Annotated in this window: 12 protein-coding genes and 1 other RNA gene; 11 read left to right on the top strand and 2 right to left on the bottom strand. The window is 68.7% G+C overall.

Annotated elements, in window-relative coordinates:
* The first annotated feature begins 10 nt into the window (after positions 1 to 10).
* From hemW to pepQ, 4 genes are all read left to right on the top strand, one after another.
* The gene (gene hemW / locus AC3A4E_RS04525) at positions 11 to 1,174 is read left to right on the top strand and encodes a radical SAM family heme chaperone HemW (RefSeq protein WP_487632015.1); all 1,164 of its coding nucleotides are present in this window, start codon (positions 11 to 13) and stop codon (positions 1,172 to 1,174) included.
* A gap of 165 nt (positions 1,175 to 1,339) precedes the next feature.
* Positions 1,340 to 3,592: a DUF1631 family protein gene (locus AC3A4E_RS04520; RefSeq protein ID WP_487630360.1), complete on the top strand. Its 2,253-nt coding sequence runs from the start codon at positions 1,340 to 1,342 to the stop codon at positions 3,590 to 3,592.
* Positions 3,589 to 3,933, top strand: coding sequence for a PilZ domain-containing protein (locus AC3A4E_RS04515; RefSeq protein ID WP_487630359.1), 345 nt, complete (start codon positions 3,589 to 3,591; stop codon positions 3,931 to 3,933). Before AC3A4E_RS04520 ends, AC3A4E_RS04515 begins: the two co-directional genes overlap by 4 nt.
* A gap of 279 nt (positions 3,934 to 4,212) precedes the next feature.
* A complete protein-coding gene (gene pepQ / locus AC3A4E_RS04510) occupies positions 4,213 to 5,565 on the top strand; it encodes a Xaa-Pro dipeptidase (RefSeq protein WP_487630358.1) in 1,353 nt (450 codons plus the stop codon).
* A gap of 80 nt (positions 5,566 to 5,645) precedes the next feature.
* On the opposite strand, the gene AC3A4E_RS04505 is transcribed toward pepQ, so the two are convergent.
* On the bottom strand, positions 5,646 to 6,971 hold the full coding sequence (locus AC3A4E_RS04505) for an aminopeptidase P N-terminal domain-containing protein (RefSeq protein ID WP_487630357.1): 1,326 nt from the start codon (positions 6,969 to 6,971) through the stop codon (positions 5,646 to 5,648).
* 1 nt (position 6,972) lies between these two features.
* On the bottom strand, positions 6,973 to 7,524 hold the full coding sequence (locus AC3A4E_RS04500; protein ID WP_487630356.1) for a UPF0149 family protein: 552 nt from the start codon (positions 7,522 to 7,524) through the stop codon (positions 6,973 to 6,975).
* A gap of 144 nt (positions 7,525 to 7,668) precedes the next feature.
* On the opposite strand from AC3A4E_RS04500, the gene AC3A4E_RS04495 reads away from it, so the two are divergent.
* The 7 genes from AC3A4E_RS04495 to rpiA all read left to right on the top strand — a co-directional run bounded on the left by AC3A4E_RS04495 (position 7,669) and on the right by rpiA (position 12,493).
* On the top strand, positions 7,669 to 9,879 hold the full coding sequence (locus AC3A4E_RS04495) for a putative bifunctional diguanylate cyclase/phosphodiesterase (RefSeq protein WP_487630355.1): 2,211 nt from the start codon (positions 7,669 to 7,671) through the stop codon (positions 9,877 to 9,879).
* Between the two features lie 31 nt (positions 9,880 to 9,910).
* A complete protein-coding gene (locus tag AC3A4E_RS04490; protein WP_487630354.1) occupies positions 9,911 to 10,132 on the top strand; it encodes a TIGR02449 family protein in 222 nt (73 codons plus the stop codon).
* Positions 10,129 to 10,428, top strand: a complete 300-nt coding sequence (locus tag AC3A4E_RS04485; RefSeq protein WP_487630353.1) for a cell division protein ZapA — start codon at positions 10,129 to 10,131, stop codon at positions 10,426 to 10,428. Before AC3A4E_RS04490 ends, AC3A4E_RS04485 begins: the two co-directional genes overlap by 4 nt.
* Before the next feature lie 111 nt (positions 10,429 to 10,539).
* Positions 10,540 to 10,724: non-coding RNA, 6S RNA (ssrS, locus tag AC3A4E_RS04480), on the top strand.
* Between the two features lie 55 nt (positions 10,725 to 10,779).
* Positions 10,780 to 11,373, top strand: coding sequence for a 5-formyltetrahydrofolate cyclo-ligase (locus tag AC3A4E_RS04475; protein WP_487630352.1), 594 nt, complete (start codon positions 10,780 to 10,782; stop codon positions 11,371 to 11,373).
* Positions 11,370 to 11,849: an EVE domain-containing protein gene (locus AC3A4E_RS04470; RefSeq protein ID WP_487630351.1), complete on the top strand. Its 480-nt coding sequence runs from the start codon at positions 11,370 to 11,372 to the stop codon at positions 11,847 to 11,849. Before AC3A4E_RS04475 ends, AC3A4E_RS04470 begins: the two co-directional genes overlap by 4 nt.
* Entirely contained in the window at positions 11,846 to 12,493 is a 648-nt protein-coding gene (gene rpiA, locus AC3A4E_RS04465; RefSeq protein ID WP_487630350.1) for a ribose-5-phosphate isomerase RpiA, read from the top strand. Before AC3A4E_RS04470 ends, rpiA begins: the two co-directional genes overlap by 4 nt.
* Positions 12,494 to 12,521 lie beyond the last annotated feature (28 nt).

The following is a 12,521-nucleotide window of genomic DNA, read 5'->3' as shown; positions in this document are numbered from 1 at the left end:
CCCTGACCTTCTGTCGATGCTGATCCCGCCGCCGCTCTCGCTGTACGTGCACCTGCCCTGGTGCGTGCGCAAATGCCCGTACTGCGATTTCAACTCGCACGAGTTCAAGGGCGGCACGCCCCCGTTCGACGCCTACGTCGATGCGCTGCTCGCCGATCTCGACCAGGATCTGCCGCTGGTCTGGGGCCGCACGGTGCACAGCGTGTTCTTCGGCGGCGGCACGCCGAGCCTGTTTCCGGCCGATGCGATCGAACGCATTTTGCAGGGCGCGTCCTCGCGGCTGCGTTTCGCGCCCGAGGCGGAGATCACGCTGGAGACGAATCCCGGCACCGCCGAGCACGGCCGTTTCGAGGATTACCGGCGCGCTGGCGTGAACCGGATCAGCTTCGGCATCCAGACCTTCGACGACGCCACGCTGAAGAAGCTCGGTCGCATCCACGACAGCGCGCAGGCGGCTGCAGCCGTCGATCTGGCCCGCAACGCCGGCTTCGACAATTTCAATCTCGACCTGATGTACGCCCTGCCCGACCAGACGCTGGCGATGGCCGAGGCGGATGTGCTGCGCGCGATCGATCTCGCGCCGACGCATATCTCGCATTACCAGCTCACGCTGGAACCCAACACCGTGTTCGCCGCGCGACCGCCGACCGGCATCCCCGACGATGACCTCGCCTGGGACATGCAGGAGCGCTGCCAGGCGCTGCTGGCCGCCGCCGGCTACGCGCAGTACGAAGTGTCCGCGTACGCGCGCGACGAGAGGCAGTGCGCGCACAACCTCAATTACTGGCGCTTCGGCGACTACCTCGGCATCGGCGCCGGCGCGCACGGCAAGCTCACGCTGGGCAGCGAGCAGACGATCCTGCGCCGCTGGAAATCCAAGCACCCCATTGCGTGGCTGGCAGGCGCCGGCACGCAGGCCGGCATCGGCGGGGATGAACGCATCGAGCCGGCGCGTCGTCCGTTCGAATACATGCTCAATACGCTGCGACTGGTCGACGGCTTCACCCTCTCCGGCTTCGAGGCCACGACCGGCCTGCGGCCCTCGACCATCGATGCCCCGCTGGCCATCGCCATCGACAGGGGCTGGTTGCAGCGCGACGCCGACCGGGTGGTGCCGACCGAACTCGGCCGGCGTTTCACCAACGACGTCGTCGCCCTGTTCCTCGAGGACTGAAGCCTCCGCAAGGCTGCGCCGCATCGCGGCATCCCGGGCGAACGAAGCGCCCGCGCAACACGTCTGCCCGTGCAGTCCACGGTCGGTCGGTGGCGACGCTGGTCGCGGTCGTGACGGCGTGTTAAAGAAGCGTGATCAATGTCCAGCCTGGCAACCGGAATGCCTGTGACCGAACCGTCCATCCCGTCACCCCGATCGCTCGCCGCGGCAGGTCTGCCTCCCCGCGTGCGACGCACGCTGGACCGTGCGCTGACGCTGGTGTCCACCGAACTCGACACCGGCCTGGGCACGCTGGTGTCGGAGTTCGAACGGGAGCTGTTCCGGCTTGCGGATCTGGCCCGCGATCCGGGCCTCCAGGCCGGCTACATGGCTTCATTGCGGACATTCCGCGCCATCCGTGCCGATCTGGTGCCGCGCTTCCTGCTGGCACTGGAGGGCTCGCTCGCGACGGTGCGGACGCCTGTCGCTACCCCGGGCCCCGCCGCGCCCGGCAACGCGTCCACGTTCTGGACCCTGAGCCTGGTCGACGACAGCGTGATGGACGAGGGCACGGTGCTGCGCGAGATCGCCAGCCGCCAGGAAGGCCGCGCGAATCTCGCATTGCACCTGCTGGGACAACGCTTCGGCGTCCTCGCCGCCGCACCGGCGTTCGATGCCGAGCGGCTGCCGCTCGGTCCCCAGTGCCTGTGCCGGGCGATCGCCGTTGCGGCGCGTGCGCTGGAGATCGAGCACGACGCGCGACTGCTGCTGTACCGGGTCTTCGACCGCGTGGTGCTTTCGGGGTATGCCACGGTGCTCGAACGCCTGGATGCCCAGCTCGCCGACGACGGCATCCTGCCGGCACTGACATTCGTGCCGATCCGCACACGGGCCGAACCGGTCGAAGTGCTGCCCGATCGCACGGCCGCGCCGCCGCCACTGCCACAGGCCGCTGCGGGCCAGCAGCCCTACACCGGTTGGGGCGACCCCGTGGACCGGCAGGACCCGCTCGCCGATCCGCAGACGCACGAATCGGAATACGCCCGTCTGCAGCAGCTGATGTCCGGCCGACGGGACCTGCTGCGCAAGTTCCAGCCGCGCGCCCAGCCCGCCCTGCCGCGCCGTCAGCTCGCCACCAGCGAGGTGTCCGATGCCCTGCGCCAGCTGCAGCATGTCGGGCACGACGGACGCGCCGGTCGCAGCCTGCCGGAACTCAAACGCGCACTGCTGGCCCAGGCCCGTCAGCGCAATGGCGAGGGCGCGAGCCTGGCACCCCAGGACGAAGACGCGTTCGAACTGCTGGGCATGCTGTACGGCCACATCGAACAGGAGATCCGCCAGGAAGCCCCGGCCGCACCGCTGGTGCGTGAGCTGCAGATCCCGGTGCTTCGCGCCGCCCTGCAGGACCATTCGTTCTTCACCCGCAAGCTGCATCCCGCCCGGCAACTGCTCAATACCGTCGCCGAAAGCGCGGCCACGTGGCACGACGATGGCGCCCTCGATCCCCGCGCCGAAGCCGCGCTGCGCGCAGCCGTCGCGTATGTGGTCGACAACTACGAAACCGACCTGTCGGTGTTCGACGAAGGCAATTCGCGCGTGCATGCGCAGCTGCAGGCACAGGCGCGCACCGCCGAGCTGCAGGAGCGCCGCCACGTCGAAGCCGCGCGCGGCCGCGAGAAACTCGTCGCCGCGCGCGCCCGTGCGGAAGACCTGATGTCGACGATCATCGGCGAGCGCCGGGTCCCGAAGTTCGCGCGCGCCCTGCTCGACCAGGCCTGGGCCGATGTGGTCACGCTGACCCTGCTGCGCCATGGCGAGTCCTCGGACGAGGCGCAGCGGCAACTGGCCACGACCCGTCAGATCGTCGACCTGTCACTGGGCGAGGCGCCCCCCGGCGACGCCGCACTGCAGACAGAGGTGGCAGGCGCACTCGGTCAGGTCGGTTACCACGGGGAAGAAGCCACCGTGATCGCCCAGCGTCTGACCTGCCGCCACGACGACGCGGACGACGCCGCGTCGAGGACCGAACTGGCGATGCGGCTCAAGGCGCGTGCGCGGCTCGGCGACGAAGCCGGTGCGCCGCGTCGCGAAACGCTGCCCCCGCGGTCGCCCGAGGAGCAGGCCCAGTACGACTACCTGCGGACACTGCCGTTCGGCACGTGGATCGAATTCACCACAGGCCAGCAGGGCGACATCGTCCGCAGGCGGATGTCCTGGTTCAGCCCGCTCAGCGATCACGTGCTGTTCGTCAACCAGCGGGGCCAGCGCTGCGGCGAGCAGTCGCTGGATGCCGTGGCGCGACGCATGGCCTCGGGCAACGCCCGCGTGGTGACCAACGACCGCAGCCGTCTCGTCGACCGCGCCTGGCAGACGGCGCTGGGCGTACTGCGCAGCTTCGCCGCCCGTGGCGAGCAGGGTGCTCCGGAGGAAAGCGCATGAAGCAGGAATTCCGCCGCGCCAAACGACGCAAGGCGCCCGACGTCATCCTGGTGACCGACGCGATGACGGATCGCGTGATCGGTCGTGTGGGCAATCTGTCGGCGACCGGCATGCTGCTGATCGCCCAGGAAGCCCTGCTGGACGATGCGCTCTACCAGTTCACCTTCACCCTGCCCGATGCCCCCGACACACGCATCGAAGTCGGCGCCCATCTGCTGTGGCTCGATGAAGCGACACTCGCCGGCGTCCGCTGGGCGGGCTTCCGTTTCATCGCAACGACGCCGGTGCTGGCGCACCGGTTGCAGGGATGGGTCAATGCGCCGGGGAGCCATTACGCCTGACGTGTCCGGCGTCACGGTCGCTACGCCCGCGCTCGATCCTCCAGACCCAGGCATTCCGGTGAACAGACACAGCGGGCGCCGTGCGGCGTCCGCCGTATGCGAGTCGCGCGGCGTGCATGTCCATCCGGGAAAGGCGCGCAACAGCCAACGCGGGGCGATGGCGAAGACACGACAGGACGCGCGACGCCGCAGATCAGGCAAAGTCCGCCGCCCGGCAGGAAAACGCGCCGCTGTCGATACGGCAGAATAGGCCGATCCATTCGCCGCCCCGGGATCAAGATGTCCACGCCTGCTCCGTCCGCCGCCAGCCTCTACGCCGACCACCTCGCGACGCTGCAGGCGCGCGCCGCCACCGCGCTGGATCGCGCCGGACTCGATCATCTGGTGATCCCGAGCGGCACGCTGCACTACCAGATGTTCGACGACCGCGACTATCCGTACGCGGTCAATCCGCAGTTCAAGGCCTGGCTGCCGCTGACGCGCAATCCGGGCAGCTGGCTGGTGATCACGCCGGGCGCACGACCGAAGCTGGTGTATCTGCAGCCGCGCGACTACTGGCATGTCGTGCCGGAAGCGCCGTCGGGCTATTGGGTCGAGCACTTCGACATCGTCGTGATCCGCAAGCCCGAAGATGCGCAGCAGCATCTGCCCAAGAACGCCGCGCGTTGCGCGATCCTCGGTGAGCCGCAGAGTGCGCTGGGGCATTACGGCGCCTACAAGCCGAACAATCCGCAGGCGGTCATCGACCATCTCGACTACCACCGTGCGTTCAAGACCCCGTACGAACTGTCGATGCTGCGCGAAGCCTCGCGCCGTGGCGTGCGTGCACATGCAGCGGCCGAGCGTGCGTTCCGCGCAGGCGCCAGCGAGTTCGGCATCCATCTGGCGTATTGCCAGGCGGCCGGTCAGGACGCGAACGAACTGCCCTACGGCAACATCGTCGCGCTCAACGAGCATGCGGCAGTGCTGCACTACACCGAGCTTGGACGCCTGCCGCCAGATCCGGTGCGCAGCTTCCTCATCGATGCCGGCGCGAGTCACGCCGGCTACGCCGCCGACATCACCCGGACCTACGCCACCGATACCGGCAGCGAGTTCCAGGCGATGATCGAAGCGGTCGACACCGCGCAGCAGGCGATGGTCGCGCAGGTGCGCGGGGGCACCGACTACAAGCAGATGCATCTCGATGCGCATCTCGCCCTCGCCGGCGTGCTGCGCGACTTCGGCCTGATCAAGGTGTCGCCGGAAGCCGCGCTGGCCACCGGCGTCAGCGCCGCGTTCTTCCCGCACGGCCTGGGTCACGGCATCGGCCTGCAGGTGCACGACGTGGCCGGCTTCGCGGCGTCGGAGACCGGCGGCGTCATCGCCAAGCCCGATGGCCATCCGTTCCTGCGCCTGACCCGCGTGCTGGAGCCGGGCATGGTCGTGACCATCGAACCGGGTGTCTACATCGTCGACATGCTGCTCGAGGACCTGAAGGCGGCCGGCCACGGCGACAGCATCGACTGGGATCGCATCGAAGCCTTCCGTCCCTACGGCGGCATCCGCATCGAGGACGATGTGGTCTGCACCGACGACGCACCCGAGAACCTCACGCGCGATGCGTGGGCGGAAGAGAACGCGGCCGCCTGATCATGACGGGCGCGTCGAGCGCCCGCTGACACCTGAAGACGCAGCGCGCGCCATGCGCGCTGCGGACCGGACACGCGCGCTTATCTGCGCGCCATGAAATCCTCGATCTCGTCGGCCGTACGCGCCAGACCGGTCGTCAGTACTTCATGCCCGGTCTTCGTCACCAGCACGTCGTCCTCGGTCCGGATCCCGATGCCGCGCCACTTCGCATCGACGCTGGTGTCGTCGGTCGACACGTACAGGCCGGGCTCGATGGTGAACACCATGCCCGGCTCCAGCAGCCGCGATTCGCCTTCGATGCGGTAGTCGCCGACGTCATGCACGTCGAGACCGATCCAGTGTCCCGTCTTGTGCCGGTAGAACCGCTTGTAGCTGCCGTCGGCGATGTTCTTCGCCAGCTTGCCCTTCAACAGGCCGAGCCGCAGCAGGCCTTCGGTCAGCGCCTCGACCGCGGCGTTGTGGCCGGCTTCGTAGGCGACACCCGGCCGCGCCTGTGCGAGCGCGGCCTGCTGCGCGGATTCGACCACTTCGTGCAGGGCACGCTGCGCAGCCGTGAAGTGACCGTTGACCGGGAAGGTCCGGGTGATGTCGGCGGCATAGCCGCGGTACTCGGCGCCGGCATCGATCAGCACCAGGTCGCCGTCGCGCGCCTGCGCATTGTTGGCGCGGTAATGCAGCACGCAGGCATTGGCGCCTGCGCCGACAATGCTTTCGTAGGCGGGACTCGCGTCGTGCCGGCGGAACGCGTATTCGAGTTCGGCCTGCAGCGCGTATTCGTGGATGCCCGGACGCGCGGCGCGCATCGCCGCGGCATGCGCCTCGACACTGATCTTCGCCGCGCGCCGCATCAGCTTGAGTTCGCCGGCATCCTTGAACAGACGCATCTCGTCGAGTAGATGGCCCAGTTCCAGGAATTCATGCGGCGGCTGCGCACCGACCCGCACCTGCGCACGCACGCGGTTGAGCCAGCCGATCAGCTGCAGGTCGAATTCGGTGTCGCGGCCGAAGTGGTAATAGACGCGCGTGCGGCCTTCGAGCAGGCCGGGCAGGATCTCGTCGAGATCATCGATCGGATACGCATCGTCCATGCCCAGCGCCTCGACCGCGCCTTCTGGACCGACCCGCGGACCGTCCCAGCCTTCGCGTTCCAGGTCGCGTTCGCGGCAGAACAGCAGCGCCTCGCCGTGCTTGCGGCCCGGCACCAGCACCAGCACCGCATCGGGTTCGGCGAAGCCGGTGAGATACCAGAGGTCCGAATCCTGCCGGTAGGCGTGATGCGTATCGCGGCTGCGCACCCGCTCGGGCGCGCTGGCCAGCACGAGGATCGCGTTGTCGCCGACCAGCCGCATCAGCTGGCGCCGACGCTTCTCGTAAGTGGCCGCGGTGATGCCGGTCGCGCCCGCCATGTCAGTTCAACCGGCTGCGGTGACGGGGGCCCAGCGCCGCATCGCCGTGCAGGAGCAACACCGCCACACGCACGAACTCCTCGATCTCCAGCAGCGCATCCTCCTCGCTGTCGTCATCCTCGCCGTCGGCGTCGTGATGCGCAGCGGCGAGCCGGGCGAGATCGGACAGCGCTTCGCTGCCTTCTTCCGACAAGGGCGGCCGGCCACCCGCGGCCAGTCCGAACCCGCCGAGGAAGCCGCGGCACCAGTCGAACAGGGCCGCGCTGCGCTCCGCCAGGGGGGCGCTGTCCTCGGGCAACACCAGCACGAAGGCGAAGTTGCGGTCTTCGAACTGCGCGGCGGTCACCACCCGCAGGCGATCGAGCGCGCTGCCCTGCGCGGGCGCGGGCAAGGCGGGATCGGCCAGCACCGGCGCCAGCCAGGCGCCCGTATCGTCGCCGCCGCCGGCCAGCCAGCCGCTGAGGCCGCCATGCAGCTCGCTGCCGGAGACCGCCAGTTGCAGGTGGCGGATTTCCGCCTCGATCTGTGCAAGGGCAGGCAGGGTTTCGGACACGGCGGACACTCTCGGGACGGGGCCCTTCATTGTACCAACGGCCCTCCGCCGCACCGCGCGCCCACGCCGCCACATCTCCGCTTGTTGCGCCAGCGCCGGCGTGCCTATATTCGCAACGCCGAACCCGGCATGGAGTGTCGCCGCGTGATCGAACCCAGCCAGTTGCACGTGCCCGGCGCCGCGGTTCTGATCGCGCTTCTGGTGTTGCTGGTCGTCGTGGTCGTCCGCCGCCGCAGCAGCGAGCACGCCTACCTCACCGAGATCCACGATCGCCGCGACCGGCTCGAGCTCGCACTGTGGGCGACCGGCGAACGCTACTGGGACTACGACATCGCCAGCGGCATCCTGCGCCGCCTCATCAGCGACACGGGTGATGCGGAGAGCCGCACCCTCGAAGACAGCATGCCCGCCGAGGCGCTGCTGCACCCCGACGACCACGCGCTGGCGTTCGACACGCTGCAGCGTTATCTACAGGGCGCATCGAGCCGCTTCCAGGTGCAGCTGCGCATTGCCGACGGTGCGGGCGACTGGATCTGGGTCCGCGTCCGCGGCCGCGCGGTCGAACGTCGCGATGACGGCTCGGTCATGCGGATCGCGGGCACCGCGCTCAACGTCACCGCGACACGGGAGGCGGAACGCGAGCGCCAGATCGCCGGCGCCGTGCTGCGCAGCATGGGCGAGGCGGTGATCGTGCTGTGTGCCGACTTCCGCTACGTCTCGGCCAATCCCGCGTTCCTGCGCATGTCCGGCTACGGAGAGGACGAACTGGTCGGCCAGAGCATCTCCCTGCTCGACAGCTACCGGAACGATGCCGGCCTCATGGAGCAGCTGCGCGAACACGCCCGTGCCGGTGGCCAGTGGAGCGGCGAGATCTGGCAGCGGCGCAAGGACGGCGAAGAGCTGCTGGCCGCGCTGGAGCTGCGCACGGTGCGTGTGGCGGACGACGATTGCGTGCTGCATGTCTGCGTCCTCAACGACATCACCCAGCAGAAGCGCGCCGAACAGGAACTGCGCTACCTCGCTAATTTCGACACGCTCACCGGCCTGCCCAATCGCGCGCTGCTGTCGGAGCGGCTGTCGCGGGCGATCGTGCGCGCGCATCGTGAGGATGCCGGACTGGCGGTGCTGTTCCTCGACCTGGACCGCTTCAAGGACATCAACGACTCCCTGGGCCATGCCGCCGGCGACCGCATCCTGCGCGCGGTCGCCACACGCCTGCAGCGCACCGTCGGCGAGCAGATCACCGTGGCCAGGCTGGGTGGCGACGAGTTCACCGTGGTGCTCGAGGACGTCCGCGAACCGGGCGATGCGGAACACGTCGCGCGCGAGATCATCAACGCCTTCGAGACACCGCTGGTGCTCGAGGATCGCCGCGAGGTGTCGATCTCGCCATCGATCGGCATCAGCCTCTATCCGCAGAACGCACAGGTCCCCACCGAACTGCTGAAGCAGGCCGACACGGCGATGTACCAGGCCAAAGCGGCAGGCCGGCGCACGTTCATGCGCTACGACGACAACATGGATCTGGCGGTGCGCCAGCGCGCCACCGTGTCCGGCGCGCTGCGCAAGGTGCTCGACCGGGGCGAACTGCGACTGGTGCTGCAGCCGCGCATGTCGCTGTCGCCCGAGCGCATCACCGGCGTGGAGGCCCTGCTGCGCTGGTCGAGCCCGGAGCACGGCGACATCGCGCCCGCCGAGTTCATTCCGATCGCGGAGGAAAGCGGGCTGATCCTGGAGATCGGCGAATGGGTGCTGCGCGAAGCCTGCCTGGTGCTGCAGCGCTGGCGCCAGCACGGACTGGACGACCTGACCATCTCGGTCAACGTGTCGGTCCTGCAGTTGCTGCGCGGCGATTTCGCCGGCGTGGTAGCGCGCGTGCTCCAGGACACCGGCATTCCGCCACACCTGCTCGAGCTCGAACTCACCGAGAGCGTGCTGATGGCCAACGCCGAGCAGACCGCGACGCATCTGCAGGCGTTCCGCGCGCTGGGCGTGTCGCTGGCGATCGACGACTTCGGCACCGGCTATTCCTCGCTCGCCTATCTCAAGCGTCTGCCGATCACCACGATCAAGATCGACAAGGCCTTCATCGACGGGCTGCCGCACGACATCGAGGATGCGGCCATCACCCCGACGATCATCGCGATGGGGCACTCGCTGGGACTGCGCGTGGTGGCCGAGGGCGTGGAGACCGAGGCGCAGATGCGGTTCCTGGCCGAACGTGGCTGCGACGAGATCCAGGGCTTCTGGATCTCCCCGCCGCTCGATACGCTGCAGTGCCTGGCGTTCGTGCGCAACCGGCGCGCCGCCACGGCCCCACCGCTGCGTCGCGAGCGGCTCGCTGCCCTGCCTTGACCGCCAACGGCGCGCTGCCTATGGTGCGGAAATGGATCAGCCCGACGTCATCGCCCAGCTCCAGAGACTGACGTCGCGCATCGACGCGCTGCTCGAACGCGTCCGCATCCTGGGCGACGAGAACCGCAGCCTGCGCCAGCAGCAGGAAACCATCACCGGCGAACGTGCCCAGTTGCTGTCGAAGAACGAACAGGCACGCTCGCGGGTGGAAGCCATGATCGCGCGTCTCAAGTCGCTGGAGCAGCACACATGAGTGGCAACGAGCCGATGAGCGTGCGTGTGCTCGACCGCGAGTACACCGTCGGCGTCGCGCCCGACGAACGCGACAGCCTGATGGCCGCCGCCCGCGTGCTCGATGCGCGCATGCGCGAAGTCCGCGGCGCCAACCGCATGGCGGCCGTGGACCGGGTGGCGGTACTGGCCGCACTGAACCTGGCGCACGAACTGCAGTTGCTGGGCGACGGGCAGTCGCAGGGCAGCCGCGAGATCGCGAACGCCGTCGCGGCGCTGCATCGTCGCCTCGACGCCGCGGACGTGGATCCGCGCTGACTGCGGTGGCGCTGCACGCGCTGCACACACAACTGAATCTCTGCCGTCGCATCTGCAGTGCAGCCGACGGACGGCCCGCGCGCGCGACAGCACTTGGCTATACTGCGTGTGCGTTCTCTGCCGTGTTCGACAGCGTGCAAAACATTCGCCTTGTCCCTTAATAACGACACCGGGGACGTCAGGAAACCGGGAGTGCCAGTCCGCCCCCGAGCGGAAAGCCCAAAGGAATCCCAGCGTTCCCACTTGAACCCCGGGTTCAAGGTCGTTTCGCCTGCATCGGCATCGGCGGAGAACGTATTTTTTGAGCCCGCCTGCCGCGTCGCCGGCACTTCCGACGACGAGCCCGGCCGCATGATCGATCGCCCCACCCTCCGCCGCCGTCTGCGCGACCAGCGTCGCGCGCTGCCGGCGCCCGCGCGCATTGCCGCCGCCGAAGGACTCGCGTCGCAACTCTTCGCACTGCCCATGCTGCCCGCCACCGGCTACATCGCCGGCTACTGGGCCAGCGATGGCGAGATCGGCCTGCACGTCCTGCAGATGCGCCTGCCTGCCGGTCTGGTCTACTGCCTGCCCGTGCTGCACGACGACCTGCTGCGCTTCGCGCCCTGGCGTGCCGGCGATCCGCTGGTCACCAACCGCTACGGCATTCCCGAGCCCGACGTCGAACCGGCATCGGCCCTCGATGCCCGCGACATGGCCCTGGTCGTCACGCCGCTGGTGGGCTTCGACACGCGCGGGCATCGTCTCGGCATGGGCGGCGGCTGGTACGACCGCAGCTTCGCGTTCCGACGCACCGAAGCCGCGCCGCCGCTGCTGGTGGGCGCGGCGTTCGCGCTGCAGCAGGTCGACGCACTCGACGCCGCCGACTGGGACGTGCCGCTGGATGCGGTCTGCACCGAAGCGGGCACGCTGTTCCCGACCGCCATCACTGACGAGACACCATGAGCACCCGCAAGCGCTACTGGCTGATGAAGTCCGAGCCGGACGAATTCTCGATCGACGATCTCGCCCGTGTCGGCACCGAACCATGGACCGGCGTACGCAACTACCAGGCGCGCAACTTCATGCGCGACGGCATGCAGGTCGGCGACCAGGTGTTCTTCTACCACTCGAACGCGGCCGTGCCCGGCATCTACGGCATCGCCGAGGTCGCCAGCACCGCGTATCCGGACCCGACCCAGTTCAAGAAGTCGTCCGACTACTACGACGAAAAGGCGACGGAAGAGACCCCTCGCTGGTTCCTGGTCGACGTGGGCTATGTCCGCACGCTCGCCCACCCCATCCCCCTGTCCGAGATCCGCGAGCATGCCGCGGCGCTCGGCGAAGAGTTCGCGCTGATCCGCAAGGGCGCGCGCCTGTCGGTGCTGCCGGTCACGTCCGCGCAGTGGAAACTGCTGTTGTCCCTGGAGAAGAAGCGATGAGCGAAGGCAAGCGCCTGGCCGCCGAGAAGGCAATCGAGTACGTGGAAGACGGCATGATCGTCGGCGTCGGCACCGGCTCGACGGTCGCCTACTTCATCGACGCGCTGGCGCGCATCAAGCACCGCATCGACGGCGCGGTCTCCAGTTCGGACCAGAGTACCGAGCGCCTGCGCGGCCACGGCATCGACGTGCTCGACCTCAACGCGACCGGCCCGCTGGCGCTGTACGTCGACGGCGCCGACGAATGCGATCCCGGCAAGCACCTGATCAAGGGCGGCGGCGCGGCGCTGACGCGCGAGAAGATCATTGCCGAGGCGAGCAAGCAGTTCATCTGCATCATCGATCCCGCCAAGCAGGTGCCGGTACTGGGCACGTTCCCGCTGCCGGTCGAGGTGATCCCGATGGCGCGCAGCCTCGTCGCCCGCACGATCCTCGAAACCACCGGCGGCCAGCCGGTGTGGCGCGAAGGCGTGAAGACCGACAACGGCAACTGGGTGCTCGACATCCACGGCCTGTCGATCACCGACCCGGTCGCGCTGGAAGCGAAGCTCAACCAGATCCCGGGCGTGGTGAGTGTGGGCCTGTTCGCACGCCGCAAGGCGGATGTGGTGATCGTGGGCACGGCGACACCGACGGTGCTCTGAAACCGCATCCGCGCGGCCGCATCACCCA

It is taken from the genome of Luteimonas sp. Soil_N_1 (assembly GCF_057656255.1).
This window is presented reverse-complemented; position numbering and strand designations above follow the sequence as displayed.

Excerpts from the sequence above, each read along its gene's own strand:
- AC3A4E_RS04515 (WP_487630359.1), top strand. The coding sequence starts at position 3,589 with ATGAAGCAGGAATTCCGCCGCGCCAAACGACGCAAGGCGCCCGACGTC.
- pepQ (WP_487630358.1), top strand. The coding sequence starts at position 4,213 with ATGTCCACGCCTGCTCCGTCCGCCGCCAGCCTCTACGCCGACCACCTC.
- AC3A4E_RS04505 (WP_487630357.1), bottom strand. The coding sequence starts at position 6,971 with ATGGCGGGCGCGACCGGCATCACCGCGGCCACTTACGAGAAGCGTCGG.
- AC3A4E_RS04490 (WP_487630354.1), top strand. The coding sequence starts at position 9,911 with ATGGATCAGCCCGACGTCATCGCCCAGCTCCAGAGACTGACGTCGCGC.
- AC3A4E_RS04485 (WP_487630353.1), top strand. The coding sequence starts at position 10,129 with ATGAGTGGCAACGAGCCGATGAGCGTGCGTGTGCTCGACCGCGAGTAC.
- AC3A4E_RS04475 (WP_487630352.1), top strand. The coding sequence starts at position 10,780 with ATGATCGATCGCCCCACCCTCCGCCGCCGTCTGCGCGACCAGCGTCGC.
- AC3A4E_RS04470 (WP_487630351.1), top strand. The coding sequence starts at position 11,370 with ATGAGCACCCGCAAGCGCTACTGGCTGATGAAGTCCGAGCCGGACGAA.
- rpiA (WP_487630350.1), top strand. The coding sequence starts at position 11,846 with ATGAGCGAAGGCAAGCGCCTGGCCGCCGAGAAGGCAATCGAGTACGTG.